General features: G+C 43.3%; 24 protein-coding genes and 2 tRNA genes. 21 read left to right on the top strand and 5 right to left on the bottom strand.

Going from position 1 to position 26,666, the window contains the following annotated elements; all coding sequences use genetic code 11:
- The first annotated feature begins 144 nt into the window (after positions 1-144).
- From PFJ30894_RS10680 to lpdD, 9 genes are all read left to right on the top strand, one after another.
- Positions 145-948 (top strand): ABC transporter ATP-binding protein, encoded by an 804-nt coding sequence (locus tag PFJ30894_RS10680; RefSeq protein ID WP_021717986.1) that lies wholly within the window; start codon positions 145-147, stop codon positions 946-948.
- Positions 945-2,159 carry a SufB/SufD family protein gene (locus PFJ30894_RS10675; RefSeq protein WP_021717985.1) on the top strand — a complete coding sequence of 405 codons (1,215 nt, stop codon included), beginning with the start codon at positions 945-947 and terminating at the stop codon, positions 2,157-2,159. The genes PFJ30894_RS10680 and PFJ30894_RS10675 overlap by 4 nt, the downstream gene beginning before the upstream one ends.
- A 70-nt stretch (positions 2,160-2,229) precedes the next feature.
- Positions 2,230-2,303 (top strand) — tRNA-Gln (locus tag PFJ30894_RS10670).
- A gap of 2 nt (positions 2,304-2,305) precedes the next feature.
- Positions 2,306-2,380 (top strand) — tRNA-Glu (locus PFJ30894_RS10665).
- A gap of 128 nt (positions 2,381-2,508) precedes the next feature.
- On the top strand, positions 2,509-3,339 hold the full coding sequence (locus PFJ30894_RS10660; RefSeq protein WP_125669798.1) for a MerR family transcriptional regulator: 831 nt from the start codon (positions 2,509-2,511) through the stop codon (positions 3,337-3,339).
- A 99-nt stretch (positions 3,340-3,438) separates the two neighbouring features.
- Complete coding sequence (locus tag PFJ30894_RS10655; RefSeq protein ID WP_125669797.1) at positions 3,439-4,923, top strand: UbiD family decarboxylase; 1,485 nt, start codon at positions 3,439-3,441, stop codon at positions 4,921-4,923.
- 80 nt (positions 4,924-5,003) lie between these two features.
- Positions 5,004-6,389: an SLC13 family permease gene (locus tag PFJ30894_RS10650; protein WP_113077802.1), complete on the top strand. Its 1,386-nt coding sequence runs from the start codon at positions 5,004-5,006 to the stop codon at positions 6,387-6,389.
- Positions 6,390-6,427: 38 nt separating this feature from the next.
- Complete coding sequence (locus PFJ30894_RS10645; RefSeq protein ID WP_125669796.1) at positions 6,428-7,003, top strand: UbiX family flavin prenyltransferase; 576 nt, start codon at positions 6,428-6,430, stop codon at positions 7,001-7,003.
- Positions 6,991-7,377 carry a prenylated flavin chaperone LpdD gene (gene lpdD / locus PFJ30894_RS10640; RefSeq protein WP_125669795.1) on the top strand — a complete coding sequence of 129 codons (387 nt, stop codon included), beginning with the start codon at positions 6,991-6,993 and terminating at the stop codon, positions 7,375-7,377. The genes PFJ30894_RS10645 and lpdD overlap by 13 nt, the downstream gene beginning before the upstream one ends.
- 94 nt (positions 7,378-7,471) lie before the next feature.
- On the opposite strand, the gene PFJ30894_RS10635 is transcribed toward lpdD, so the two are convergent.
- On the bottom strand, positions 7,472-8,716 hold the full coding sequence (locus tag PFJ30894_RS10635; protein WP_125669794.1) for a M20/M25/M40 family metallo-hydrolase: 1,245 nt from the start codon (positions 8,714-8,716) through the stop codon (positions 7,472-7,474).
- A gap of 215 nt (positions 8,717-8,931) precedes the next feature.
- On the opposite strand from PFJ30894_RS10635, the gene PFJ30894_RS10630 reads away from it, so the two are divergent.
- The 4 genes from PFJ30894_RS10630 to PFJ30894_RS10615 all read left to right on the top strand — a co-directional run bounded on the left by PFJ30894_RS10630 (position 8,932) and on the right by PFJ30894_RS10615 (position 13,553).
- Positions 8,932-9,501: a DUF2284 domain-containing protein gene (locus tag PFJ30894_RS10630; protein WP_125669793.1), complete on the top strand. Its 570-nt coding sequence runs from the start codon at positions 8,932-8,934 to the stop codon at positions 9,499-9,501.
- A gap of 211 nt (positions 9,502-9,712) precedes the next feature.
- Entirely contained in the window at positions 9,713-10,717 is a 1,005-nt protein-coding gene (locus PFJ30894_RS10625) for an extracellular solute-binding protein (protein ID WP_370832942.1), read from the top strand.
- An 80-nt stretch (positions 10,718-10,797) separates the two neighbouring features.
- Positions 10,798-11,895 carry an ABC transporter ATP-binding protein gene (locus PFJ30894_RS10620; protein WP_125669791.1) on the top strand — a complete coding sequence of 366 codons (1,098 nt, stop codon included), beginning with the start codon at positions 10,798-10,800 and terminating at the stop codon, positions 11,893-11,895.
- The gene (locus tag PFJ30894_RS10615) at positions 11,895-13,553 is read left to right on the top strand and encodes an ABC transporter permease (protein ID WP_125669790.1); all 1,659 of its coding nucleotides are present in this window, start codon (positions 11,895-11,897) and stop codon (positions 13,551-13,553) included. Before PFJ30894_RS10620 ends, PFJ30894_RS10615 begins: the two co-directional genes overlap by 1 nt.
- Positions 13,554-13,863: 310 nt before the next feature.
- Here the strand turns inward: PFJ30894_RS10615 and PFJ30894_RS10610 are convergent, their stop codons facing one another.
- The 3 genes from PFJ30894_RS10610 to PFJ30894_RS10600 all read right to left on the bottom strand — a co-directional run bounded on the left by PFJ30894_RS10610 (position 13,864) and on the right by PFJ30894_RS10600 (position 15,885).
- Positions 13,864-14,607 (bottom strand): pentapeptide repeat-containing protein, encoded by a 744-nt coding sequence (locus PFJ30894_RS10610; RefSeq protein WP_021717973.1) that lies wholly within the window; start codon positions 14,605-14,607, stop codon positions 13,864-13,866.
- 22 nt (positions 14,608-14,629) lie between these two features.
- The gene (locus PFJ30894_RS10605; RefSeq protein ID WP_021717972.1) at positions 14,630-15,322 is read right to left on the bottom strand and encodes an HAD family hydrolase; all 693 of its coding nucleotides are present in this window, start codon (positions 15,320-15,322) and stop codon (positions 14,630-14,632) included.
- 101 nt (positions 15,323-15,423) lie between these two features.
- Positions 15,424-15,885, bottom strand: a complete 462-nt coding sequence (locus PFJ30894_RS10600) for an S-adenosylmethionine decarboxylase family protein (protein ID WP_021717971.1) — start codon at positions 15,883-15,885, stop codon at positions 15,424-15,426.
- A 211-nt stretch (positions 15,886-16,096) separates the two neighbouring features.
- Between PFJ30894_RS10600 and recD2 the strand changes: the two genes are divergently transcribed.
- Both recD2 and PFJ30894_RS10590 read left to right on the top strand, forming a co-directional pair.
- Positions 16,097-18,256 (top strand): SF1B family DNA helicase RecD2, encoded by a 2,160-nt coding sequence (gene recD2, locus PFJ30894_RS10595; RefSeq protein WP_125669788.1) that lies wholly within the window; start codon positions 16,097-16,099, stop codon positions 18,254-18,256.
- Positions 18,257-18,296: 40 nt separating this feature from the next.
- A complete protein-coding gene (locus PFJ30894_RS10590; RefSeq protein ID WP_125669787.1) occupies positions 18,297-18,983 on the top strand; it encodes a ComF family protein in 687 nt (228 codons plus the stop codon).
- 47 nt (positions 18,984-19,030) lie between these two features.
- Here the strand turns inward: PFJ30894_RS10590 and PFJ30894_RS10585 are convergent, their stop codons facing one another.
- Positions 19,031-19,654, bottom strand: a complete 624-nt coding sequence (locus PFJ30894_RS10585) for an HD-GYP domain-containing protein (RefSeq protein WP_370820557.1) — start codon at positions 19,652-19,654, stop codon at positions 19,031-19,033.
- A gap of 432 nt (positions 19,655-20,086) precedes the next feature.
- On the opposite strand from PFJ30894_RS10585, the gene PFJ30894_RS10580 reads away from it, so the two are divergent.
- From PFJ30894_RS10580 to secA, 6 genes are all read left to right on the top strand, one after another.
- Positions 20,087-20,869, top strand: coding sequence for a basic amino acid ABC transporter substrate-binding protein (locus PFJ30894_RS10580; protein ID WP_125669786.1), 783 nt, complete (start codon positions 20,087-20,089; stop codon positions 20,867-20,869).
- 107 nt (positions 20,870-20,976) lie between these two features.
- On the top strand, positions 20,977-21,756 hold the full coding sequence (locus PFJ30894_RS10575; protein WP_021717966.1) for a basic amino acid ABC transporter substrate-binding protein: 780 nt from the start codon (positions 20,977-20,979) through the stop codon (positions 21,754-21,756).
- Positions 21,757-21,860: 104 nt separating this feature from the next.
- Positions 21,861-22,517: an amino acid ABC transporter permease gene (locus PFJ30894_RS10570; RefSeq protein WP_021717965.1), complete on the top strand. Its 657-nt coding sequence runs from the start codon at positions 21,861-21,863 to the stop codon at positions 22,515-22,517.
- 8 nt (positions 22,518-22,525) lie between these two features.
- Entirely contained in the window at positions 22,526-23,245 is a 720-nt protein-coding gene (locus PFJ30894_RS10565; protein ID WP_044491776.1) for an amino acid ABC transporter ATP-binding protein, read from the top strand.
- A gap of 204 nt (positions 23,246-23,449) precedes the next feature.
- Positions 23,450-23,986: a ribosome hibernation-promoting factor, HPF/YfiA family gene (gene hpf / locus PFJ30894_RS10560; protein WP_021717963.1), complete on the top strand. Its 537-nt coding sequence runs from the start codon at positions 23,450-23,452 to the stop codon at positions 23,984-23,986.
- Positions 23,987-24,137: 151 nt separating this feature from the next.
- Positions 24,138-26,660, top strand: coding sequence for a preprotein translocase subunit SecA (gene secA, locus PFJ30894_RS10555; protein ID WP_021717962.1), 2,523 nt, complete (start codon positions 24,138-24,140; stop codon positions 26,658-26,660).
- Positions 26,661-26,666: the final 6 nt, after the last annotated feature.

The following is a 26,666-nucleotide window of genomic DNA, read 5'->3' as shown; positions in this document are numbered from 1 at the left end:
ATAAGATTATTCTAACACAGTAAGCCTGAAAATTCTATCTTACGCAGGAAGTGTGATGATTTAATTCCTACAATTAGAGTATGGTTTTTGCTGGCATTGTATGTTATAATAAATCAGTAAAAATTTCGGAAAGAGGGATACATTATGCTGAAAATAGAAAATCTGTCTGTTGCCGTACAAGGCAGACAGATTCTTCACGATATTAACCTGCACATTAAACCGGGTGAGGTCCATGTTTTATTCGGGCCTAACGGTACCGGTAAATCTACTTTGATCGGGACGATCATGGGCTTTGAACGTTATGAGGTATTAAGCGGTAAAATCTATTTTAAAGGTCATGATATTACCGAAGCTCCTTGTTATGAGCGGGCCCGTTTAGGTGTAGGCGTAATGATCCAGCGTCCGCCGACGATCCGCGGCTTGTCGCTGCGCCATATGATTGAGATCTGTGGAGCTACGCCTCAGGAAACGGAGCAAATGGCAAGATGGATGGGTTTGGCTGATTTTCTCGACCGCAGTGTCAATGAAGGTTTCAGCGGTGGTGAACTGAAACGTTCGGAGCTTCTGCAGCTGATGGCGCAAAAACCTGATCTGCTGCTTTTAGATGAACCTGAATCAGGTGTCGACGTGGAAAATATCGCACTTGTAGGACGGGCTGCCAACTACATTCTGCATAACGAGCCCTGTGGCGGCACCGGCTGTGATAAACCCTGCTGTGCCCATAATCTTGACTGTGACACTTATAATCCGCTCAGCAGTCAGCGCAGCGGTCTGATTATTACTCATGTCGGGCATATTTTGAAGTATGTGCCGGCTTCGCATGCTCATATTTTGTATCAGGGCACTTTAAGCTGTACCAGCGGCGATCCTTTGGATGTATTGAGCTGTATCAGCAAGACCGGTTATGAGAAATGTGTGAATGGCGGCTGCAGGAGGGGAATGAAATGAGTGAACAGGTAAATCTGCAGGAAGCGCTGGTTAAAAAAGCTGCTTTTGGCAATGATATCGATTTGGAAAAATTTGATGATAATAACGAACAGCATGTGCAAAGTACCGCCGAGCTTTCAGCAGCAGGGAAAGAACGGCTGGAGCATGTTGGTATCGATCTGGAGCGGGAGAATCGCAGCGCCAGCTTTATTCAGGTCGACAATGCGCCAATTGAGGCCGAAGTAAAGCCGCAGCTGCCGCTGGAATTGATGAATACCGGCGCCGCCGCTAAAAAATATCCTGAACTTGTCAAAAAATACTGGTGGAATGCCGTGAAGGCAGATACTGATAAATATACTGCTAAAACTGCATTGGAGCAGGAACAGGGATATTTTATCAGAGTCAAAGCCGGGCAGAAGATAGAAGCTCCGCTGCAGGCCTGCGTTTTTATCGGTCACGAGGAGCAGCTGCAGCGTGTTCATAACATTGTTATTGTAGAAGAAGGCGCTGAGCTTAATATCATCTCTGGCTGTGCCAGTGATCCCGGTGTTGAAAAAGGCGTGCATATCGGTATCAGTGAATTTTATGTTGAAAAAAATGCTAAGCTGACCTTTACCATGATCCACAGCTGGGGCGAAAACATTGCTGTGCGTCCTCGCAGCGTAACGATCATCGAAGAAGGCGGTCAGTTTATTTCTAATTATGTCTGCATGGAAAAAGTAAAAGATGTGCAGATGTATCCTACTACCAAGCTGGTAGGCGAAGGCGCTGTGGCACGCTTAAATTCTATTTTAGTGGCACCGGAGGGTTCGCATCTTGATATCGGCGGCAAGGCGCTGTTAGAGGTGCCTGGTACCCGTGCCGAAATCGTGACCCGTACTATTTCTACCGGCGGTGAGATCATCAACCGCGGCAATCTTACAGGTCGTGCCGAAGGCATTCGTGCCCATTTGGAATGTAATGGCTTGATGCTCAGTAATAAAGGTTATATTTCTGCCATACCTGAGCTGGACGCATTTACAGGTAATGCCGAGCTCAGCCACGAGGCCGCTGTGGGCCGCATCGCTCCTGAAGAGATCGAGTACTTGATGGCGCGAGGAATGGACGAAGAAGAAGCTACTGCTACTATCGTCCGCGGCTTCCTCAACGTCAATATTGAAGGACTGCCGGAATCTTTGGCTAAAAAGATCAATGAAACTCTGGATACGTTCACTTATAATAAGGGAATGTAAGAAAAAGTAAAAAAAAGTACTTGTCAATCGCGGCAAAGTGAGTTATAATAACCCTTGTGTTCAACACAATTCCGGGATGGTGTAATGGTAGCACAGGTGATTCTGGATCATCTTGTCTGGGTTCGAGCCCTAGTCCCGGAGCCAATGGCGCCATGGTCAAGCGGCTAAGACGTCGCCCTCTCAAGGCGAAATCACGAGTTCGATTCTCGTTGGCGCTACCAAACTGACAGTAAACCCTCTGACTTAGGTCAGAGGGTTTTTATTTTGGAATAGGTTTTTCATAAACTGTATTGTTACAATACACCCTAAACTATTATATAATATAAAAAAATGGGGTGAGGTGGTCTTGATGAGCACTTATATTTCTATAAGCGAAATGGCAAAACTGCACGGAATTACCAGACAGACCCTTATTCATTACGATAATATTGATTTATTTAAGCCGGCGAAGGTCGATACCAACGGTTACCGTTATTATTGTAAACACCAGATACCATATTTACGAGAAATTTGTTTCCTTAAATCGTTGGGAATCAGTCTGAAAGATATCCAACAGCATTTTCAGGAACGGACGCCGGAAAACGAAATGTATCTTTTGGAGAAACAAAAACAGTATATTATGAATCAAATTGCCAAGCTCAATACTTTGCGCGAATACCTAAATCAAAGGATCGATCTGTATGAAGAAGCCGTAGATGCAGGGATGATGAGGATGTCGCTGCCTTTTGTACGCTATATAGATGCACGTCAGGCGATTTTTAAAGAGTGGCTGCAGCCTATTGATAAAGATAATCTGCACACAACATTAATGGATTTGTGGCAGCGTATCTTTGAACGTGAAATGGTTCCGTCAGGCGGTTTTGGTTCTATCATCAAAAAGTCTGGTGTGGAAAAAAATAAGTGGCTTCAGGGAGCCGGGTCCTGTATATTTTTGCCGGTATGGAACAAGGAGCACGAAAATACACTTACGATCCCGGCCGGAGAATATGTGTGCATGTATAAGTATGGTATGCCTTATGATACTGAGCATCTGGAAAAGCTGATGCAGTGGCTGGCTAAAAATAATTATGAACTGGCAGGGGATATCATCGACGTGTGTCTGCTTGATACTACCTTTTATAAGCAGGAAACAGGCGTAGATTTCTGTATGCTGCAGGCTCCTGTTACCTTAAAAAAATAAATAAAAATTTTTTCAAAAACCTCTTGACTGTATTGTTACACCACAATCTATTATCAAATTGTGAGGTAACACTCAACAAAAAGTCAGGAGGTTATTTTTATGACTAAAGAAGTTATTGATTTAAGATCTGCGTTGGAATTGTTGGAAAGCATTCCCGGACAAATGGTACATACTGATGTAGAGGTTGACCCTTCTGCAGAACTGGCTGGCGTTTATCGTTATGTGGGTGCAGGCGGCACTGTTGCCCGTCCTACTAAAACAGGGCCTGCTATGACTTTTGAAAATGTGAAAGGACACCCAGGCGCAAAAGTAGTTATTGGTTTATTAGCCAGCCGTAAACGTGTAGGCTATCTTTTGAATAGTAAACCTGAAAAATTATGTTTTATGATGCGTGACGCTGTAAAAAATGCCATTGCTCCAGTGGTCGTTGATAAATCGAAAGCCCAATGTCAGGAAGTCGTGCATCTGGCTACTGACGAAGGCTTTGATATCCGTAAATTGATCCCGGCTCCTACCAATACTCCGGAAGATGCAGGACCGTATGTAACTTTGGGTATGTGCTATGCTTCCGATGTCGAAACCGGTGAATCTGACGTTACGATCCATAGACTTTGCCTGCAGAGCAAAGACGAAATTTCCATGTTTTTCACACCGGGGGCCCGGCATTTGGGCGCTTTCCGTGAAAAGGCCGAAGCTTTAGGCAAACCGCTGCCAATTTCCATCAGTATCGGTGTCGATCCGGCTATTGAGATCGCTTCCTGCTTTGAGCCGCCGACAACTCCGCTTGGCTTCAATGAATTATCTATTGCCGGAGCAATCCGCGGTAAGGCTGTTGAATTAGCTCCCTGTGTGACGATCGATGAAAAATGTATCGCCAACGCCGAATACGTCATCGAAGGCGAGCTTTTGGTAGGCGCGCGCGTTCGCGAGGACCAGAATTCCAATACCGGTAAAGCGATGCCGGAATTTCCCGGTTATACCGGGCCTGCCAATGCAGAATTACCTGTTATCAAAGTAAAAGCTGTTACTCACAGAGTAAATCCGATTATGCAAACCTGCATTGGACCTTCCGAAGAGCATGTAAGCATGGCCGGTATCCCGACTGAGGCGTCGATCCTTGATATGGTGGAAAGAGCTATGCCGGGCCGTGTACAAAATGTTTATGCACATTCCTCCGGCGGCGGTAAATTTATTGCCGTTATCCAGTTCAAAAAGACCGTTCCAAGTGACGAGGGTCGTCAGCGTCAGGCTGCGCTGCTTGCTTTCTCTGCTTTCCCGGAATTGAAGCAGGTGATTTTAGTTGATGAAGATGTCGATATTTTTGATACTAACGATGTGCTATGGGCGATGACTACCAGAATGCAGGCCGATGTCGATATCGTAACAATCCCCGGCGTACGCTGCCATCCGCTTGATCCGTCTAATGATCCTGCCTGCAGCTGGTCGATCCGCGATCATGGTATTGCCTGCAAAACTATTTATGACGCGACAGTTCCGTTTAATCAGAAAGCAAGATTCCAACGCGCAAAATTTATGGAAGTCGATGTAAAAAAATTCTTGCCTGATTTTACCGTACAGGATTGAATGATTCTGCTGGTTAAGGCGTTTTAAACGCCTTAACCACATTAGCTGACTTTGATTGGATATTTTTAAGGAGGACAATTATGGGAAAGAATAAACCGATTATAGGTTTTATTTTAGGTATCATCGTAGCTGTGGTCATCTTTTTTGCTAACATTCCCGGCTTGGAACGCACAGGACAGATGTGTATGGCCTTTTCTCTGATGACAGTGATTTTCTGGGCTTTTGGTATTGCTCAGCCCGGTTATGTCTCAGGTCTGTATCTTTTGCTTTTAGCAGTTTTTAAAGTTGCGCCAACAACATTGATTTTTTCTACCTGGACTACTTCTATGATGTATCTGATCATCGGCGCTTATCTTATTGCGGTGGCGGTGAAAGAATCAGGTTTAGGTGAGAGGATCGCTTATAAGTTCATCGTAAAATATGTTTCGTCTTTTAAAAGTATTATCGTTTCTATCTTTGCTCTGACGTTCATTCTGGCCTTATTGATTCCGCATCCCTGGCCGCGCGCTTTTCTCATTATGTCGGTCATGGCTGTTGTGGTAAAAAGCGCGGACATTCCCCGTGAAGACGCGGTTAAGATCGGTTTTACTGTTTTTACGGCTTCTATCCCGGTTTCCATGATCTTTCTGACTGGTGATGCGTCGATCAATCCGCTGGCGGCTGCCAGCTGTGACCCGGAACCGGTAGGCTGGCTCAAATGGTTCGAAGTTATGGGTCTGCCAATGATCGTTACCAGTATCATTACAATGGTTATGATTCTGTTTATGTTCAAGCCAACCAAAGAGGTCAATGTCAATAAAACTGAAATTTTAGAGAAGCTGGAAGCTATGGGACCGATGAGCGGCAAAGAATTACGTACTGCCGTTTGGGTAACACTGGCTATTATCCTCTGGATGACTGACACGCTGCATGGCATTGATATTGGCTGGGTAACGTTATTTATTGCTATGGGGATGGCAATGCCTAAGATCGGAGGCATTTTGACTCCGCAAAGCTGGAGTGGTGTACCGGTACAAACACTGATCTTTTTGACAGCTGCTGTCGCTATTGGCCGTGTGGGCGGTGCTACAGGCATGAATACATGGATAGCGCAAACGGTATTGCCAAGCAGTGTGCCGGAAAATATGTTCATCCTGGCCGCGTTTATTACAGCCGTTTCTATTGCTATCCATATGCTGTTCGGCAGCGTTATCGCAGTTATGGGGATCGTTATCCCGGCGATGCTGGCCTTTACGGGCTCAATGGGTATCAGTACGATCATTCCTGTTATGATTGCCTATATTGCTATTAACGCTCACTTTATACTACCATTCCATAATCTGGCGATTTTGGTCGGCGTAGGTGAAGACAACGGTATGTATACGGAAAAAGAAACGATCAAATTCGGTGTACCGTTTACGATCGTGCTGTTCATTATTACTGTCGGCGTTGCTGTACCCTGGTGGAAAGTAATCGGTCTGTGGTGATTTGTCTTAAAAAGTAAGTTTAAGAAAGGTTGGTTATTATGCGCTTGATTGTAGGAATTTCCGGTGCCAGCGGTGTCATTATGGGTTATCAGATGCTCAAGGCTCTAAAGCAGCTGCCTGATATGGAAGTGCATCTGATAATTACGGAAGGTGCTGTTAAGAATTTTGAATGTGAAACTAATATAGAAATCAGCAGACTTGCAGAACTGGCCGATTTTACTCACAGTAATAAAAATCTGGCAGCAAGTATTTCCAGCGGTTCTTTTGTTACGGATGGTATGATAATTATTCCCGCCAGTATGAAAACCGTTGCCGGGATAGCCTCAGGGTTTGCAGAAAATCTGCTGCTGCGTGCGGCTGATGTCTGTCTTAAAGAAAACCGTAAGGTGGTTTTAGTACCGCGCGAGCTGCCGTTGAGCCGCATCCATCTGCGCAATATAAAAGAATGTGCTGATAACGGCTGCGCTATAGTACCGCCGATGCTTACTTTTTATAATGGCTCCAATTCACTGGAACAGCAGATCGATCATATTATAGGTAAGATTTTGATGCAGTTTGGGATCGAGTATCAGAAATTTGTCGCATGGCAGGGAGAAGACATATGCAGACAGTAACGTTAAGCGTGGGGGATAAACCTTATACAGTTACGGCATGTGTGGTTTTATGCGGTAAAGATATCGCAGTAGTGATTGGCGGAGGCGAGGCTTCGCATATTGGTGCTGCAGCCTTGGCTTCTCCCAGGCCGAGTTTGAAAAATACTGCTGAGATTTCCGCCAGTGCCTCTGTTTTATGCCGTCTGGGACATAAGGATGATTTGCCTGCCAGAGAGGCGGCTTTGCGTCTGGCGAGTAAATTTAATACTAATGTTGCCGTAACGGCAGGCTTGCATATAGATGATGCGGACTCTGACGATATCGCAAAACTGCAGCATAACTTTCAGCAAATTTTGGAAGCAATAGAAGCATGGCTTCTGACGATAGATATATAGATATTTTGATCCTCCTATTGAGTTTGGACACTTACACATCAACACAAAAAGCTCTGACTAATGTCAGAGCTTTTTGTGTTGATTGAAGCAGCCGTTAAAGTTGTGGAGCAGCAGTAACGTCAGTCAAACCTGCTAAAGCCAAAAGCAGCAGCAGTGATTTTTGTTCACATACATATACTCCGGCTGGGTCAAACCATTCGTCTACGGTATGGGTACCATATTCAGCGCCGCCGCGTCCTAATGTAACAGCCGGAATGCCGATTGCGATCGGCATATTGCTGTTGGTGCAGCCGCCTAAACGCGGCTGCGGCGTGATGCCGCAGGCTAAGGTTGCCAGCTTGGCCGCCTGGACCATACGGCAGCTTTCGGATTGGCTGCCGGCGGGGACGTCCATGATTTTACTGAAAGTAACTTTTACAGCGCCGGGTTTCTGCCAGCGGGCATTTTCTGCGTCGGCACCCTGCTGGAAAATCGCGAGTGCCTGCTGTTCCATTTGCGCCAGAACTTCAGCGCTGTCGGAACGCATATTGATTTTAAAATTAGCGCTTTGAGCAATGCCGTGGATGGCCTGCCCGCCGTTGGCAAGGCTGACTGTAAAAGTAGTTTTAGGAGTTTCAGGCACCTGCATATCGCTTAAAGCGGCGATGGCTCGTCCCATAGCCTGCACTGCGCTGGGAGTACCGAAAGCCAGATAAGCATGACCGCCGGGACCTGTATAGGTGACGTCATAATTGATCATGCCCGTAGCATTAAAATACATTACATCATTACTGGGACCGTCGATCGAAATGGCTGCGAGTATTTCCTCAGCTTTATTATTAACCAAATATTTCATGCCGCTCATAGCTCCTAGGCCTTCTTCTGCCGCAGTGCCTGCAATCATAATATCATGATGTGGGCGCAGGCCGCTGTTGACCAAAGCCCTGATAACTGAAAGATTTGCCGCTAAAGCTCTGGTATCATCGCAAATACCTGGAGCATAAAGCTTGCCGTCTTTTTCGATAACATCTGTAACGGTGCCAAAGGAGAACACTGTATCTAAGTGCCCTTCAAGAAGAACGCTTTTACCGGTTTTACCACTGCCGTAGATTTTTCCGTAAACATTAAATTTTTCATCTATGGTCACATCCTGCAGACCGGCAGCTTTCAGCATTTGAGCGTAGTGTAGGCTGCGTTGTTTTTCCTGAAATGTTGGCGCTTCTATGACTACCAGTTCTTTTTGCTGTGCGATAGTATTGGGCGCATCCTGTTTTAAAAAATCTAAAGCTTGTTTAACTTGTCGGTCAGAAGTCAGTTTTTGAAAAATAAGTTCCAGGTCTTTATCGAAAGCTGTTGTCATGGGTGATGCCTCCTTAACGATATTGACTAGATTATAGCAAAGAAACTTTGGCGAGGGAAATGCTTTTTATAATTCTTTTAATAATTACTTATAATGTATTTTTTTACTGCTGAAAGTGTAATTTTTGAACATTATTTTTAAGAAACATCAGAATATGATTAAGGTGTATAATAAAAATATGAAAATAATATATGTGAGTGAAAGAAGGTCGTCGTATGCAAAAAACTGCGTTGGAACATGATCTGCAGAAATTGGTTGAAAAAGCTTTGGCTTTAGGCGCTTCAGGCGCAAAAACAGTTGACGTTGCCAGTATCAGGACTGGGGCCTGGACACGCTGGAAGTGCCAGTTTGGTTGCCCTAATTATGGAAAAACATTGTGCTGTCCGCCATTTGTTCCTGATTATGCGGCAACGCAGAGGTTTTTACAGGAATTTATCAGAGGGATTATCATTCAGTACACTTTTCCTTTGAATGGGGTGACGGTTGAAAATTTTGCTGCGGCCGATCTGTCAATGAGTAATGGGCTGCTGGAGATTTTATTAAACCTGGAACGGGAAGCCTTTCTGCAGAATCATTATAAAGCTTTTTCTTTAAAGGCGGGACGCTGTCGTTTGTGCAAAGAATGTAATTTAAAGCAGTGTGTAAATCCAACAAAAGCCAGACCCTCGCTGGAAGCATGCGGAATTGATGTTATGGCTTTGGCTAATGATAATGGTTATCAGGCGGAAATTCTGCAGGCGGCGGTTCCTGAGCTGAAAATATATGGGCTTTTACTGGTTGAGTAAAATTATCTGCAGACAGTTCTGTTTTTTTATAGCATAAATTATTTGTGGTGTATTATGATGTGTCTGAGCTTGACCCCCTTTTGTAAAAGGGTTATAATCAAATTAGTAAGAAAAGTGCGAAAATTAAGAACAAAATTAACTTAAAGGACAAGAATGGAGGGTTTTTATGAAAAAGTCAACTAAAATCATTTCAGCAGTTTTAGCATCACTGATGCTTGTTGCGGCAGGCTGCAGCAGTGACAAACCGGCAGAGAAAAAAGCCGGAGGCCCGGAGGAAAAAGTACTGACAGTTTATTCTGCCCGCAGCGAGCAGCTGAATAATGCAGTTATCCCTCAATTTGAAAAAGATACAGGTATAAAGGTGAATCTTGTTGTAGCAGGTACCGGTGAAGTCCTTAAACGTGCTAAATCTGAAAAAGATAATCCGCTGGGTGATATTTTGTGGGCGGCCGACGAAACGATGCTGTCCTCTTCTAAAGATCTGTTTATGGAATATACTTCCACTGAAAACGATAAAATGATGGATGGCTTTAAAAATAAAGCAGGCGTTTTTACACCAGCCTTTGCTGATCCAACAGTTATGATCGTTAATACTGAGCTTGCTAACGGCATGAAAATTGACGGTTTCGAAGATTTACTAAATCCGGCTTTAAAAGGAAAAATCGCTTTCGGCGATCCTGTCAACTCCAGCTCGGCCTTCCAAAGCTTGATGGCAATGCTGTATGGGATGGGAAAAAACGGCGACCCGATGTCTCCGGAAGCGTGGGATTATGTTGATAAATTTATCGCTAATCTGGGCGGTAAAATGTGCAATAGCTCCAGTCAGGTCTACAAAGGCGTTGCCGGCGGCGAATATGTCGTTGGTCTTACCTGGGAAGACCCGGCAGCCAATCTTGTGAAAAATGGCGCTAAGGTAAAAGTAGTATTCCCGGTAGAGGGCGCTATTTTCCCCGGAGAATCCGTACAGATCCTGAAAAACTGTAAGCATCCGGAAAATGCTAAGAAATTTGTCGATTATATGCTTTCCGAAAAAGTGCAGAATGCTGTCGGTATGAATCTGACAGTACGTCCACTGCGTAAAGGCGCCACCTTGGCTGATTATATGACTCCTAATGATAAAATCAAATTAGCTCCTAACTATGATGAAAAATGGGTTTCCGAAAATAAAGCCAAGATTACTAAAATGTTCAGCGAGCATATGGAAAAATCTATGTAAGCAAGTGTAAATGTTATAAATGGCAAAGGGGACTCGCAGAGTCCCCTTTTGTCTTACTAAAATAAAAAGGCGGTTATTTTATGAGTGTAGCGATTACTATCGATAATGTCGTTAAGCGGTTTGGCAATGATACTATTATCAACGGTTTGTCAGTAGATGTCCGGCCCGGAGAATTTTTTACGTTGTTGGGACCTTCCGGCTGTGGCAAAACTACGTTGCTGAGAATGATTATCGGCTTTAACTCTATCGAAGGCGGTACGATCAAAATAGATGACCAGATCATTAATGATATACCCACGCATTTGCGTAATATGGGTATGGTCTTTCAGAACTATGCTATTTTTCCGCATATGTCAGTTAAAGATAATGTTGCTTTCGGGCTGAAAAACCGTAAGGTAGCCAAAGAAAAAATGAATGCATTAGTCGATGAAATCCTGGAAACAGTAAAGATTGCCCATCTGAAAGACCGGATGCCGACGCAACTTTCCGGTGGTCAGCAGCAGCGGGTTGCTTTGGCTCGAGCTATTGTTATTCACCCGCAGGTATTGCTGATGGACGAACCGCTGTCCAATCTTGACGCCAAGCTCAGAGTCGAGATGCGTAATGCCATCAAGCTTATTCAGCAGAAAATAGGTATTACTACAGTTTATGTAACGCATGATCAGGAAGAGGCGCTGGCCGTTTCTGATCGGATCGCGATTATGAATAACGGTATCATTCAGCAGATAGGTACGCCAAAAGAAATTTATCAACGTCCGAACTGTGTATTTGTGGCGACATTTATAGGTCTTTCTAATATTCTGGAAGCGAAAGTCAAAATTACAGGCGCTGCTAAAATACTTGATTTTGGTGCTTATGAAGTGCCGATGGATAATTTAATTCCGGAAATATCCGCAGGCAGCAAAGTGCTGGTTTCTGTGCGCCCGGAGGAGTTTGAGATCTGTCTTAACGGGTCTGATGGGCTGACTGCCGTAGTCGAGCACAGCGTCTTTTTAGGTGTTACCACGCATTATTTTATGCGTTTGGAAAATGGGCAGGAAATAGAAGTAATTCAAAATTCAGGCGTTGAAGATACTATCCCCAACAAGACCACGGTACGTTTGCTGGTACAGCCGGCTAAGATCAATGTTTTTACGGAGGATGGGAATACTCCCCTGATAGTTAGGGGGAACCGCTGATGAATACTGCCAAAAAATTTAATCTTTGGATGGGCATCGCCCTGCTTATTCTGTGTTTCTTTATTATCTTTGTTGTTTATCCGCTGATTTTAATATTATATAAAAGCGTGATAGATCCGGAATCATCAAAACTGACGCTGGACTATTTTACTAAATTTTTTGCACGGAAATATTACTGGAGTACATTAGTCAACAGTTTTTATGTAACCATATGCTCTACGATTATTGCTTCTGTTATCGGCTTACCGATGGCTTATGTGCTGCGCAGCGTCAAAATCCCCGGCAGTAAATACCTTAATATACTGATCGTTATTTCGTATTTGTCACCGCCTTTTATTGGAGCCTATGCATGGATTCAGCTTTTAGGACGTAACGGTTTTGTAACACAGATTATTAATTCGATTTTTGGCGTTAAACTTGACGGTATCTATGGGTTTGCAGGGATCGTTCTTGTTTTTGCTCTGCAGTCGTTCCCTCTGATTTATATGTATGTATCTGGGGCTTTGAAGAATCTGGATAATTCGCTGAATGAGGCGGCTGAAAGCCTTGGTCTGACCGCTTTTCAGCGTGTGCGTCAGATTATTCTGCCGTTAGTTATGCCGTCGCTTTTAGCAGGTTCGTTACTGGTATTTATGCGTGTTTTTTCTGACTTTGGTACGCCGATGCTGATTGGGGAAGGGTTTAAAACCTTTCCGGTATTGATTTATACTCAGTTTATGGGCGAAGTCAGCACCGATGATCATTTTGCTGCATCCTTGTGTGTGATAGTTATTGTTATCACTTTACTGCTGTTTTTCCTCCAGCGTTATATCGCCGGGCACTATTCCTATTCGATGACAGCGTTGAAGCCAATGGAAGCTGTAGAGTCCAAAGGCAGCAAAAAAATTTTTGCCTATCTTTTTGTTTATGGCGTTACTTTTTTGGCAATGCTGCCTCAACTGACGGTTATTTTTACATCTTTCCTTGAGGTCAGCGGCGGTGCTGTGTACACAGGTAATTTTTCTCTGCAGAATTATATGAATACCTTATTTGCTAAAGACAATAATTCGATTACCAATACTTATCTTTTTGGTATCTGCGCGATCTTTATCGTTGTTTTTATGGGTATTTTTATTTCTTATCTTACAGTGAGGAAGCGTTCCTACGTTACGGAAGTGTTGGATACGGTAACGATGTTCCCGTATATTATTCCCGGATCGGTTTTAGGTATCTCGTTCCTGTATGCCTTTAACAAGCAGCCGCTTATTTTAAGCGGTACGGCGCTGATCATTATTATTTCCCTGGCTATACGCCGGATGCCGTATACGATTCGTTCCAGTACGGCTATCATTACACAGATCAGTCCCAGTATCGAGGAAGCAGCGATCAGTCTGGGCGCGACAGAATTTAAATCCTTCTGGAAAGTAACCGTGCCGATGATGCTTCCGGGAGTTTTAGCCGGAGCGATTATGAGCTGGATCACCCTGATCAGTGAACTCAGTTCTTCGATTATTCTCTATACAAGTAAAACCAGTACGCTGACGGTAGCAATCTATACCGAGGTTATTCGCAGTAACTTTGGTAATGCGGCAGCTTACTCAACAGTACTTACTTTAACGTCAATTATTTCACTGTTAATCTTCTTTAAGCTTACTCATAATAAAGACATCAGTGTCTGACAACTATATAAAACAGTCAGGTGGTTAGACTGACTGTGGAATAAGTGTTGGCCCCGGTTTCCGTTTGCAGCGGAAACCGGGGCTTTAAGTACTACATTTTAATATATAAAGTAATTTTGCAAGGATAAAAGGCTAATATTATCTGTTTTACCAGCAAGACACAAATGGGTTTATTTACACGAAAAAGTAAATGTCTTGCGGGGGAATATGGAGAAATTATATTCATGAAATTTGTTTAAACTAAAAGTGCAGACCATATTGGTCTGCACTTTTAGTTTTATAAGAATTATTTTAAGGTGATTTTATGTATTTATTCAAATATTGCTTCTGTTTTAAAGGCTGTGCCAAAGTCAGTAAAGTTCATGCTGGCGCCTTTAAAATCGGTTTGATCAAGCACTGCTTTGTCCAGCATAGCATTATTAAGATTGGCGTTCTGTAGCAGAGCCTGACTCAATGTAGCACCGGTAAGATTGGCATTGCTCAGATTAGCATTGTTCATTTTGGCGTTGAAAAGATTGGCGTAGACCAAAACGGCTTCGTGCAGATTGGTGTTGTAAAGCCAGGCATAAGATAAATTAGCCTGTGTAAGATCGGCTTCCAGACAATTACTGCTGTCAAGTGTTGCTTCCTGAAGATTTGTCAGATAAAAGACGGCAAATTGTAAATCGCAGTTGGCGAATTTAGCTCTGAAAGCATTGGCTTGTGTAAAATCTGCTGTTTTTAAGTCACTGCCGCTGAAATTTGTATAGTTCAGCTGTGCTGCTTTGAAACTGGTATTGGCAAGTTCAGCATCGGTCAGCACAGTTTTGGTCAGTACTGCTTTATCGAAAACAGCTCCTGCTAATTTTGTTTTAATCAGCCTGGCACCTGTCAAATTACTGCCGGTGAGATTTGCTCCGGTAAGATCCAGGCTGCTTAGATCAGCACCCGATAAATCACCGTAGGCGCAGCTGCCGCTGCTCATGAGCTGGTTAAGGTCAGAACTGTTATAGGCAGCTGCCGGCGTTGTAGTAAATAGTAAAGTCAGCAGCAGTCCGTAGAAAAGATTTTTCATAGTTATCTCCTTAAAATACATGTTAGTTTTTGTCAAGTAAAGCTGCAAAATCCCTGGGGTCATCAGGCAATTCAGGGATGATTTGCCAAGGGTTGTAACTTTTCAGCTCCTCTGTGTTATACGTAGAACCGGCAAGGATTATTAAACTGCGTGCTTTTATGGCTTGAGCACAAAGAATATCGTTAGGAGTATCACCTACAATGATAACGTTGTCTGGTGTAAGGTCAGGTTCGAGCAAATAAAGTCTTTGATAGGCTGTTTTTGCAAGCTCACAGCGGTCTTCACTTAACTCACCGCAGGCGCTGTAACGGCTGTCGAAGTATTGCGCGATCCCGTAATGCCGCAGTTTGGCAAAGGCACCGGCCCTAGTATTACCAGTGAGCAGACATGTTTTATAGTTCGTCTGCTGCTTGGAAAAATACTGCAGAGTTTCTTTGACGTTAGGCATCAGGCTGCCGTGATGCGAGGGCAAATATTTTTCCAGCAGCTGATGATAATGGATCAAAAGGCCTGCGGCGTCGGCGGCATTGCAGCTGCCCTTGATATCCTTTATTGTTTGTTTAAAGATAAAGGAGTCTGTCATTCCGGCCAGCGGATGAGAGAATTGAAAATTTTCGATGCCAAAGCGGCATTTGATTGCATCGCGCAAAGCGTCGACACCAGCTAATCCTGTTTTCAAAAGCGTACCGTCTATGTCCCAAAAAATATATTTCATAGTTTACTCCAAAATAGTTTAATTATATATTTACCTATTATTTTAACAGAGAATTTGCTCTAGGAACAGAAAAAAAGAAAAAAGCTGCCTGAAGGCAGCTTTTACATTGAACGTGGTTTCATCATAAGTTTAGAAAGTTTATTACCGATAGTACGGGCACGGCGTATAGTTTTGATGTTGGATTTACGGCGTGGTTTCATATCGCTTTCACTGCCGAAATCACCGCGGTCAAGGTAAGTGATCTTCGATTTGTCAGGATCAAAATAATTACGCAGGAAACGCGCTAATCCGTCTGGGTCGGCATCTTTGAAACAGGTGAAAACATCAATAGTGACAAAGCCAAGATCCGGATATAGATGCAGGGTCACATGACCTTGCTTGCAATGTGAAAAAACAGAATATTCGTTGATGCCTTCTTCGCAGTTGATATAGGTTTCCCGCGGCTGCATGGCGAAATCTGCGGCTGCGCTTTGAATGGTTGCCTGAACGCCGGAAGCGTCGCTTAAAAGCAGATCGCTGCAGTTATACATATCTATAGCTATTTGTGTTCCAATTGATTTCAAGGTAGTTCTCCTTTCAAAGAGGCGAGCTTTAATTTTTAAAATAAAATGTTGGTTGGAGTATAAACAACTTAATATATTATAGCTAAAAAATAGCTTGCTGTCAAAGTTTATTCAGGGTTACAGGTGTGAAAAGAATATGGCGAAAAGTTTTGTTTTATTTGAAAACGTGTTATAATAAACGAGAACATTTGTTTTGTACGGTGGTGGAATAATGCAAGAATTGCAGGGCGTTATTGATAATATAGTTTTTCAAAGTGAAGATAACCAGTTCAGTGTTTTCAGGGTGAAAACTGACCATGAAGGTAAGGTAAGTGTCGTTTACCGGGGACCGGCTCCTTTTTTGGGAGAGTCGGTGGAGCTCAGCGGCAGCTGGGGCGAACACGCCAAGTTCGGCAGACAGTTTCGTGCTGAGGTCTGCCAGGCTATAAAACCTTCAACTACCGATGGTGTGGAGCGTTTTTTGGCTTCAGGTGCGGTCAGGGGCATTGGTAAAACTATGGCCGCCCGTATCGTTGAGCATTTTGGCTCAGATACGCTGGATGTTTTATCTTTATCACCGCATCGGCTGACCGAGATTTCAGGTATCGGCAGAAAGAAGGCCGAAGCTATTGGGATGTCTTATGCAGAGTTGTCGGATATGCGGGAATTGATGGTGTATTTGGAATCGCACGGCGTCAGTGCTAATTATGCACCGAAGCTTCAGGCGCAATATGGAGCTACGGCGATGAAAAGGATTCAGGAGAATCCATATAGCCTGGCTAGTGATATTACCGGTATCGGTTTTAGAACTGCAGATAAGATTGCCTTGGCGACCGGGATGGACGGCGCCTGTGAGGAACGGATTAAAGCCGGGTTGGAATATGCGCTAAATCAGGCTGCTTCAGCAGGGCATACCTGTGTACCTGAGGAGTTGCTGCTGCGCGAAACAGTGAGGCTACTGCAGGTCAGCAGCAGCGTTGTCAATGATGTTTTTCAAAATCTTTTGGCAGAGGACATGCTGCGTACGGAAGAAGTTGGCGGTTTACGGCTGATCTATCCTGAGTATTTGTATCAGGCGGAAGTTCAGACTTCTAAAAGGCTGCTTAAATTACGCGATCTGGCTGATGCGTTGGAAAAAGTCAATGTTGATAAGATTATTGGGCAATGGGAGTCTGAAGCCGGTATTGTATTGGCTGAGGCACAGAAAGAAGCTATTCATGCTTCTTTAAAATATGGTGTGTTTGTTCTTACAGGCGGGCCTGGTACAGGTAAAACGACTGTAATCAAGGGGATTTTGGCAGTGCTGGAAAAAGCTGGCTGTCGGATACTTCTGGCAGCGCCTACGGGCCGCGCTGCCAGAAGGTTGGCCGATTCATCCGGGCATCCTGCGGTGACAGTACATAGGTTACTGGAATATACGCCGAATGGCGGCGGCTTTAACTTTGGCAAGAATGACGGTGATCCTCTGGATGCCGATGCAATTATAATCGACGAAGCTTCGATGCTGGATATTACGCTTACTTATCATTTGCTGAAAGCGGTTCAGGGCGGCTGTCGGCTGATTTTTGTCGGCGATGTCGACCAGCTTCCGTCTGTTGGTGCCGGATCTGTTTTAAAGGATATTATCCGTTCGCAGAAAATGCCTGTTGTAAGATTAGAAAATGTTTTTCGTCAGGCTGAGATAAGCCCCATTGTGCGTAATGCACATAGGATAAACCGCGGGCAGATGCCTGAGTGGGAGCCGAGCAGCGATTTTACTTTTGTAGAGATCGAGAATGAATTTGATGCGGCGGAATATGTGGCTAATATTTATGCCAGATTAACGCAGCAAAGTGACTGGCAGTCCGTACAGGTCTTATCGCCTATGCATAAGAATCCCTGTGGCGTTCAGAACCTTAACCATTTGCTTCAGCAGCGGATCAATCCTCCGGATCTGAATAAAAGTGAGGTCAATACGCCTGGAAATGTTCTGCGGGCCGGTGATAAGGTGATGCAGATTCGCAATAACTATGAGAAAGAGGTTTTCAATGGTGATATTGGCAGGATCGTGTATATAAATGGCCGCAATGTTACTGTTGATTATCCTGAGCGTGCTGATGGTGAGTATGTAACTTATACACCTAATGAAATTGATGAATTGCAGCTTGCATACGCGATGAGCGTACATAAATCGCAGGGGAGCGAGTATCCGACGGTTATTTTGCTGATGGTTCCAGGGCACTATATCATGCTGCAGCGGAATTTGCTGTATACAGCAGTAACGCGTGCACGGCAGAAGGTTATTTTAGTAGGAACGAAAGCGGCGGTACAGACTGCGGTGGATAATGACAGAACGAGAAAACGTTATTCGCTGTTGGCGGAACGACTGCAGGAGCAGGGAGATATTTTTTAAGGACGTTATAAATTTAGGGAAAGGTGATGCATAATCACCCATGTTTATACGGTTGATAAAAAACTGGTATGCGCTGTTACTATCGGTGTTTTGGGCACGAAAGTGCGCCGGCTGCGGTCAGATCGCTGAAGACGGTTTGTTTTGCAGTGTTTGCAGAGAAGTGTTATTGCAGCCTTTGTGGCTGTCGGGTCGTGAAGCTTTAGATGGTGCGGGGATGTTATTCAGGTATAACGGAGCTTTAAAAACGGCATTACAAAATGTAAAGTTTAAGAACCGCAGGGATATTTTGGAGCTATTGGCAGAAGAATGCTGCCGGATTAGCGTTGACGGCTGGCCGGAAATTCTGCGGAATATTTTAAGTAAGCGTGATGTAATGATTGTACCAATACCAACGTCAAGGCAAAGGACAAGAGCGAGGGGATTCGAGATCCCGCTGGTTTTATTTAAAAATACTGATGCCGAATATTGTTTGACTCTGGCTCTGACGAGAAGGCGTGAAACTGTGCCCCAGTATGATTTAAGCCCGCAGGAACGAAAAATGAATTTAGAAGATTGTTTTGCTGTTACACAAAATGTTACCGGTAAAACTGTGATTGTTGTAGATGATATTTTTACTACTGGAGCGACAATGGAAGAGGCTGCCCAAACTTTGAAAAATGCTGGAGCTGTAGAAGTTTATGGACTTGCATTTTGCGGCAGTATCGAAAATTATGGACAAATACAATAAAAAACTTGCTGCCAGTGTCTGACAGCAAGTACAAGTAGTCGATATTATTATTTTTTTTGTTTGATAATTTTACTGGGAATAACTGATTGCATGAACGCTTTTACAACATTAGGGTCAAAATCAAGCCCTGCTTTGTTTTGCAGTTCGATAATTGCTTCGCTGTGTGTTTTCTGCCATTGCTGGGTGCAGGGATTAATAAATTTATCATAGTGGTCTGCTACAGAAATAATTCTGGCGCCCAGAGGAATGTTTACGCCTTTAAGGCGTTTGGGATATCCGGTGCCGTCCCATTTTTCATGGTGGGCATGAATGATGGGGATAATATGGCTGAAACCTTGGATATTTTCAAGCATGCTTGCGCCAGCCTGGCAATGCCGTTTGTAGATAGACATTTCGCGGGTGCTCAGGTAAGGGGCTTTCATAAGGATCATGTTGGGCACGGAAAGACTGCCTATATCGTGCAGCAATGCTGCGGTTTTGATACAGGAAACTTCTGCCGGCGGTAATCCCAGCTTGGCGGCGATGCTGGCAGCATAGTTGGCGACCTGCTGGCTGTGCATATAAAGCGCCTTATTCTTATGTTGTAGCATTTTCAAAAAGAATTCGCAGATTTCCGAAGTTTGTCCGTCGTCAGGAAAATCTAAGAATTGGGGTATGGCAATCATAAACAATCCGTCCTCATTCACATGGTGATAATAGTATACTACGAAAAAGTTGATTAGCAAAGACACTTGCAAAAATTTTTGCTTAATGTATAATTATAAATACAACTCAGGTCTGTGGTTGCAAGTCGAGGCCAGTTGCGGGCAAAACGATCCACGTAAGCAATCAAAGTATTGTGAGCACGGCGCAGCTTAGAAGTAAGTCCTGCCGCAAAGGCGAGAGGGGTAGTAGTGGGGAGCTCTGAAAAGCTTATGAGCGAACCCTCCAGCAGGCGAGTGTGGGGGCGAAAACCAGGTCAGCTGAGTTGTCTGTGAAATTTGTACCGTTATTAAAAATAACGGTATTTTTTTATTGCCTGCCGTGATATTTAGTACTATAATAAGAAAATATTATAAATAGAAGCGGTTGGAAAGCTGCTGAATTGATTTGGAGGGGTAAAAATGAAAAAGATTGGATTTTTAATGATGGCTTTATTGGCAATGCTTGCATTGCTGGCTGCCGGCTGTGGCGGTTCACAGGAAGCTCCCAAGAAGGCAGAAACGGAAAAGGTATTAAGGGTTGGTACCGAACCGGCTTTTGCACCATTTGAGTTTCAAAAAGAAGGCTCGGATGAATTTACTGGCTTTGATATGGATCTTATTCGTGCTATTGGCACGAAGCTTGGTTATAAAGTAGAGATTTCTTCTATGGGCTTTGATGCTTTGATCCCGGCGTTGAATTCAGGAAATATTGATGTTGCGATCGCTGGGATGAGTATTACTGATGAACGTAAAAAAGTAGTGGTGTTTTCTGACCCATACTATACTTCTGGCCTGATCGTAATGGTAAAAAAAGATGATGATACAATCAAAGGCTTCAGTGATTTGGAAGGAAAACGAATTGCTGTGCAGATCGGTACCACAGGAGCTAATAAAGCAGGCGAAGTTAAAAATGCCAAGGTAACCGCGTTTAACGACAATACTGCTGCTGCTATGGAACTGAAAAACGGCGGTGCCGACGCTGTAATTAATGACAGCCCTGTTTTGAAGTATTATTTGCAGCAGGGGGGCAGCGCTGACGCAAAGGTTGTCGGTGCGGTCATGAATTCGGAGGACTATGGTATTGCAGTAAAAAAGGGCAATGATAAGCTGGCTGCCGAAATTAATAAAGCTTTAGCCGAAATGAAACAAAACGGAGAATATGCTAAATTATATAAAACATGGTTTGGTGAAGAAAAGAAATAATATTCGTATAACTTTAGGTTGCGCCAGGCCGTTTTTAGTTATATAATTAACAAATATAAAGGGCTGCGTGTTGAGTGCAGTCCAGATATTTTTCTGGAGGTTGTAAAATGAAAAAATATTTACTTATGGCAATGGCTGTTTTAGCAGCTTTGTCCTTAATGGTAGCCGGTTGCGGCGGCAAAGAAGAAGCTAAAAAAGCTGAACCTGCAAAAGTTCTGCGTGTAGGCACTGAACCTACTTTTGCACCGTTTGAATTCCAAAAAGAAGGCTCTAAAGAATATACTGGTTTTGATATGGATCTTATCCGGGCCATTGGCAAACAGATGGGTTACAAGGTTGAAATCATGAATATGGGGTTTGATGCGTTGATCCCTGCATTGAGTTCCGGTAATATTGATACCGTAATTGCTGGTATGAGTATTACTCCTGAGCGTCAGGAGGCAGTACTGTTCTCCGCCCCTTATTACAGATCCGGTTTGGTAGTTATGGTGCAGAAGAACAATGATACCATTAAAGGTATCGAGGATTTGGTAGGTAAAAGAATTGCTGTCCAAATCGGTACTACCGGCGCAGCTAAAGCAGAAAGCGTAAAAGATGCCAAAGTAACGGCATTCAACACGAATACAGAAGCTGCTATGGAATTAAAGAATGGCGGCGTGGATGCTGTTATCAACGACAGCCCGGTAGTTGGCTATTATTTGGCACAAGGCGGTAGTGCTGATGCCAAAACTGTAGGCGATGTGCTTGAAGCTGAGGAATACGGCATTGCAGTTAAAAAAGGCAATGATAAATTAGCTGCTGAAATCGATAAAGCTCTGGCCGAATTGAAGAAAAACGGCGAGTATGACAAGATTTACAAAACCTGGTTTGGTGAAGTAAAGAAATAATATGGTCATATCTGGATGCGGAGTACATCAACGGTGACGGTGGTGTGCTCCGTATTTTCTTTGGTGAATTTTAAAGAGCTGACAATGAAAGGGAGACAAACTGCATGGATATTAATTTCAGCTTGATTTGGGATGCCTTGCCCTTGCTGCTGGCTGGTGCCGGTATTACGATCGAAATAACGGCTTTAAGCGTAGGCTTTGGCCTTTTGATAGGTATGACAGTCGGTATAGCACGTCTTGCCAGTATAAAACCGGTGCGTTATTTTGCTAATTGTTATGTGGATTTTATTCGTGGAACGCCGCTTCTGGTACAGATATTTTTGGTTTATTTCGCTTTGCCGGGAATTATTGGGCACCGCGTGGATCCCTATTTTGCAGCAATTTCTGCCTGTTCTATCAATAGTGGTGCTTATATTGCGGAAATTTTCCGTGCCGGTATCCAATCAATTGATAAGGGTCAAATGGAAGCTGGCCGTTCTTTAGGAATGAGCTGGGCGCAGACTATGCGTTATGTTATTATGCCGCAGGCCTTTAAACGCATTATTCCGCCTTTGGGCAACGAGTTTATTGCAATGTTGAAGGATTCTTCATTGGTTTCTGTTATTGGGTTTGAAGAACTTACTCGTCGTGGTCAGTTGATTATCGCCCGTACATATGCATCCTTCGAAATTTGGATGGCTGTAGCTGTTATTTATTTGATTATGACTTTTACGGTTGCCCGTCTCGTAGGGATGTTGGAACGGAGGTATGATACGAAATGAATGAAGCAATGATTAAAATAACTGATCTGCGAAAAAGTTATGGTAATCTAGATGTTTTAAAGGGTATTGATTTGACAATTGCTGAACGCGAAGTTGTGGTAATTATTGGACCATCTGGCAGTGGTAAAAGTACTTTACTGCGTTGTATAAATTATTTGGAAGAACCGACAGGCGGCAGTATAGTTATTGACGGTATACCGTTGACAGGGGAAGCAAATATTAATGAAATACGTAAAGAAGTCGGGATGGTATTCCAGCGTTTTAATCTGTTCCCGCATATGACTGTTCTTGAAAATTTAGTGCTGGCGCCAATGAAGGTGCGTGGTATCAGCCGCAGTGAGGCAGAACAAACGGCACAGGAACTGTTGATAAAAGTTGGCTTGGATGATAAAGCAAATGCTTATCCTGATCAGCTTTCCGGTGGACAGCAGCAGCGTGTAGCGATTGCAAGGGCTTTGGCAATGAAACCTAAAGCATTGTTGTTTGATGAACCCACTTCTGCTCTCGATCCGGAAATGATCAATGAAGTATTGGATGTCATGAAAAGCCTGGCCAAAGAAGGTATGACAATGGCAGTGGTAACTCATGAGATGGGGTTTGCCCGTGAAGTCGGTGACAGGGTCATTTTTGTAGATGGCGGAGTTATCGTAGAGCAGGGAGAACCAGAAGAGGTTTTTTTGCATGCGAAAGAAGAACGCACGCGCAGCTTTTTATCCAAAATATTATAAGTGTTACTAAGGTTAATTGGGTGTTTTATTACCCGAAGTGTTACATTAGTATCAATTGTAAACTCGCATGTGAAATTTTTGAGACATGCGAGTTTTTTGTTACTTTATCAGCAGGAGATTTGCGGAGCGCGGCGAATTACTATATTAAAGCAAGCAGAGAGCTTGCGATCCCATCACCTTGGGGAATTCAAGGAGGTATGAATTATGAACGTAAACGTACGTGGTAAAAACATTGATGTAACTCCGGCATTAAAAGATTATGTCGAAAAAAAGATTACGAAAGTAACGAAACAGTTTAAAACTGTCGGTGATATTTCAGCAGTTTTGAAAGTGGAAAAAGGTAATCATATTGTGGAAATTACTGTACCGGCGAGTGGGATCTTGCTGAGAGCACAGGAAACGACCAAAGATATGTATTCCTCCATTGATTTGGTAATAGAAAAAATCGAACGCCAGATCCACAAATATAAAACCCGCCTGATGAAGAGAAAATACAATAACTTCCAGGATGCCGTGGTCCCAGCTTCTGTAGAAACAGTTGCAGAAGATGATGGTGAATTCAAGATTATTAAGAATAAATCTTTTGCTATGCATCCAATGACTGCAGAAGAAGCTATTTTACAAATGAATCTTTTGAATCATGATTTCTTCGTTTTTTATGATCCTGATTTTGGTGGCGTGAACGTGGTTTATCGTCGTAAAGATGGTAATTACGGTTTGTTGGCTCCGGAATTAAAATAAGCGGCAATATTAAATAGGAAAATAATTTACTGAAAGTTCACAAAAAGCCTGGGGTTGAAGCCCCGGGCTTTTTGACTTTTGCAGGCTTTTCTGCTAAAATTTTAAGTTAGGTATAGTGTTTTTTATTGTAAAAATTTAAGGAGTGATTATTTTGCTCGAAGGTTTGTTGAAAAAAATTTTTGGTGACCCGAATGAAAAAGAATTAAAAGAGATCGGAGTCATTGTCGATAAAATCAACGCATTAGAAAAAGATATGGTAGGCTTAAGCTCTGCAAATCTGGCCGCTAAGACAGCTGATTTTAAAGTACGGTTATCTAAAGGTGAAACATTAGATGATATTTTACCTGAAGCATTCGCAGTTGTCCGTGAAGCGGCCAAACGTGTCTTAGGCATGCGCCATTTTGATGTGCAGCTTATTGGCGGTTGTGTTCTGCATCGTGGTAAAATTGCTGAAATGCGCACTGGTGAAGGTAAAACTCTGGTAGCTACTTTGCCGGCATACTTGAATGCGTTGACAGGAAAGGGCGTTCATGTCGTTACGGTCAATGAATATCTGGCTCGCCGTGACAGTGAGGATATGGGGCGTGTTTTTAAATTTTTAGGCCTTTCCGTAGGTCTTATTGCGCATGCGCTTGATTATCCGGACCGCAAAGCTGCTTATGCTGCTGATATTACCTATGGCACTAATAACGAGTTCGGTTTTGATTATCTGCGTGATAATATGGTCGTTGACGAAGATCAAATGGTACAACGGCCTTTAAATTATTGTATTGTCGATGAAGTTGACAGTATTTTGATTGATGAAGCGAGAACTCCGCTTATTATCTCCGGACCTGGCGAAAAATCTACTGATTTGTATAAAGTTTTGGCTCAGGTAGTTGCTAAAATGGATGAAGGGGAAGATTATACTGTTGATGAAAAGCTGAAAACAGTTGCCCCTACTGAAATCGGTATTGCTAAAGCTGAAAAAATGCTGGGCATAGAAAATATGTATGATACTGAACACGGCGTTGATTTTTCACATCAGCTGATGTGTGCTTTGAAGGCCAAAGCTATTATGCACCGTGATAAAGATTATGTTGTAAAAGACGGCGAAGTTATCATTGTTGATGAATTTACAGGCCGGTTAATGTTTGGCCGTCGTTTTTCGGAAGGCTTGCATCAGGCTATTGAAGCTAAAGAAGGTGTTAAAGTTGAGCGTGAAAGTCAGACTTTGGCGACTATTACCTTCCAGAACTATTTCCGTATGTATGAAAAACTTTCCGGTATGACTGGTACTGCTAAAACAGAAGAACAGGAATTCCAGAAAATTTACGGACTTGACGTTGTTGTTATTCCTACCAATAAACCTATGGTCAGGATTGATTATCCTGATGTTATTTTGAAAACGAAACGCGCTAAATATAAAGCCGCTGTTAATGAGATTGAAGAATGCCATAAGTCTGGACGACCGGTACTGGTGGGTACTACTTCCATCGCTCAGTCAGAAGAATTATCGGCGATGCTGAAACGGCGCGGGATTCCGCATAATGTTTTGAATGCTAAATATCATGAAAAAGAAGCTGAAATAATTTCCGGAGCCGGTCAATATGGCGCTGTTACCATTGCTACGAATATGGCTGGCCGTGGTACGGATATTGTCTTGGGTGAAGGCGTTCCAGAATTAGGAGGTCTTCACATTATTGGTACGGAAAGGCATGAAAGCCGCCGGATTGATAATCAGCTGCGTGGCCGCTGCGCTCGTCAAGGTGATCCTGGTTCTTCAAAATTTTTCTTGTCTTTGGAAGATGACCTGATGCGTTTGTTCGGTTCTGATAATATTTCCAGTATTATGGACAAACTGGGGATGGAGGAAGATGAACCGATTGAACATAAGCTTGTTACCCGTTCTATCGAATCGGCTCAGAAAAAAGTTGAAGCCAGAAACTTTGCTATTCGTAAACAGGTTTTGGAATATGACGATGTTATGAATCAGCAGCGTGAGGTTATTTACGCCCAGCGTAAAAAGATCCTGCAGCAGGCAAATCTGCGTGATACTATTATGGATATGATACATAAAGTTGTAGACCGTACGATGGCGATGTATGCGCCGCCGGAAGTTTATTCAGAGGATTGGGATTTGCAGGCATTAATTGCTTATGCTGAGGAGTTCTATGCTCCGGCTGATTTGCTGCAGATTGATTATCTGCAAAACCTCAGCCGTGAAGAGCTGGAAGAATATCTGCATAAAGTTGCCGATGAACATTACGCTGAACGCGAGGATGCTATTACACCTGAATTAATGCGCGAACTGGAAAATCTTGTAATGCTTAAAGTTGTCGATAACCATTGGATGGAGCATCTGGATTCTATGGATTTGCTGCGTGAAGGTGTAGGTCTGCGGGCTTATGGACAGAAAGATCCGTTGGTTGAATATAAATTTGAAGCCTATGATATGTTCCAGGCGATGATTGACGCTATTCAAGACGATGTAGTACGCTATATTTACCGTGTAAATGTTGTGGCGCAGCCTAAGGTTGAAAATCGGTTGGAAAACGCATCCACTAACAACCCGGGGGAAGGCGATGATATTAAAAAACAGCCTCTGGTAAAAGGTGAAACGACCGGACGAAATGATCTTTGTCCCTGTGGCAGCGGTAAAAAATATAAAAATTGCTGCGGGCAGGATAAGTAAGATTTA

It is taken from the genome of Phascolarctobacterium faecium, assembly GCF_003945365.1.
Lineage (GTDB): Bacteria > Bacillota > Negativicutes > Acidaminococcales > Acidaminococcaceae > Phascolarctobacterium > Phascolarctobacterium faecium.
The sequence above is the reverse complement of the archived record's forward strand: the minus strand, read 5'-3'. Positions and strand labels throughout refer to the sequence as shown.

Bases quoted from the DNA above. Each gene is read 5' to 3' on its own strand.
- PFJ30894_RS10635 (WP_125669794.1), bottom strand. From the start codon at position 8,716: ATGACAACAGCTTTCGATAAAGACCTGGAACTTATTTTTCAAAAACTG.
- PFJ30894_RS10645 (WP_125669796.1), top strand. From the start codon at position 6,428: ATGCGCTTGATTGTAGGAATTTCCGGTGCCAGCGGTGTCATTATGGGT.
- PFJ30894_RS10680 (WP_021717986.1), top strand. From the start codon at position 145: ATGCTGAAAATAGAAAATCTGTCTGTTGCCGTACAAGGCAGACAGATT.
- PFJ30894_RS10610 (WP_021717973.1), bottom strand. From the start codon at position 14,607: ATGAAAAATCTTTTCTACGGACTGCTGCTGACTTTACTATTTACTACA.
- PFJ30894_RS10605 (WP_021717972.1), bottom strand. From the start codon at position 15,322: ATGAAATATATTTTTTGGGACATAGACGGTACGCTTTTGAAAACAGGA.
- PFJ30894_RS10660 (WP_125669798.1), top strand. From the start codon at position 2,509: ATGAGCACTTATATTTCTATAAGCGAAATGGCAAAACTGCACGGAATT.
- PFJ30894_RS10655 (WP_125669797.1), top strand. From the start codon at position 3,439: ATGACTAAAGAAGTTATTGATTTAAGATCTGCGTTGGAATTGTTGGAA.
- PFJ30894_RS10675 (WP_021717985.1), top strand. From the start codon at position 945: ATGAGTGAACAGGTAAATCTGCAGGAAGCGCTGGTTAAAAAAGCTGCT.
- PFJ30894_RS10565 (WP_044491776.1), top strand. From the start codon at position 22,526: ATGATTAAAATAACTGATCTGCGAAAAAGTTATGGTAATCTAGATGTT.
- PFJ30894_RS10625 (WP_370832942.1), top strand. From the start codon at position 9,713: ATGCTTGTTGCGGCAGGCTGCAGCAGTGACAAACCGGCAGAGAAAAAA.
- PFJ30894_RS10575 (WP_021717966.1), top strand. From the start codon at position 20,977: ATGAAAAAATATTTACTTATGGCAATGGCTGTTTTAGCAGCTTTGTCC.
- hpf (WP_021717963.1), top strand. From the start codon at position 23,450: ATGAACGTAAACGTACGTGGTAAAAACATTGATGTAACTCCGGCATTA.
- PFJ30894_RS10580 (WP_125669786.1), top strand. From the start codon at position 20,087: ATGAAAAAGATTGGATTTTTAATGATGGCTTTATTGGCAATGCTTGCA.
- PFJ30894_RS10630 (WP_125669793.1), top strand. From the start codon at position 8,932: ATGCAAAAAACTGCGTTGGAACATGATCTGCAGAAATTGGTTGAAAAA.
- PFJ30894_RS10615 (WP_125669790.1), top strand. From the start codon at position 11,895: ATGAATACTGCCAAAAAATTTAATCTTTGGATGGGCATCGCCCTGCTT.
- lpdD (WP_125669795.1), top strand. From the start codon at position 6,991: ATGCAGACAGTAACGTTAAGCGTGGGGGATAAACCTTATACAGTTACG.
- PFJ30894_RS10650 (WP_113077802.1), top strand. From the start codon at position 5,004: ATGGGAAAGAATAAACCGATTATAGGTTTTATTTTAGGTATCATCGTA.
- recD2 (WP_125669788.1), top strand. From the start codon at position 16,097: ATGCAAGAATTGCAGGGCGTTATTGATAATATAGTTTTTCAAAGTGAA.
- PFJ30894_RS10620 (WP_125669791.1), top strand. From the start codon at position 10,798: ATGAGTGTAGCGATTACTATCGATAATGTCGTTAAGCGGTTTGGCAAT.
- PFJ30894_RS10570 (WP_021717965.1), top strand. From the start codon at position 21,861: ATGGATATTAATTTCAGCTTGATTTGGGATGCCTTGCCCTTGCTGCTG.
- PFJ30894_RS10590 (WP_125669787.1), top strand. From the start codon at position 18,297: ATGTTTATACGGTTGATAAAAAACTGGTATGCGCTGTTACTATCGGTG.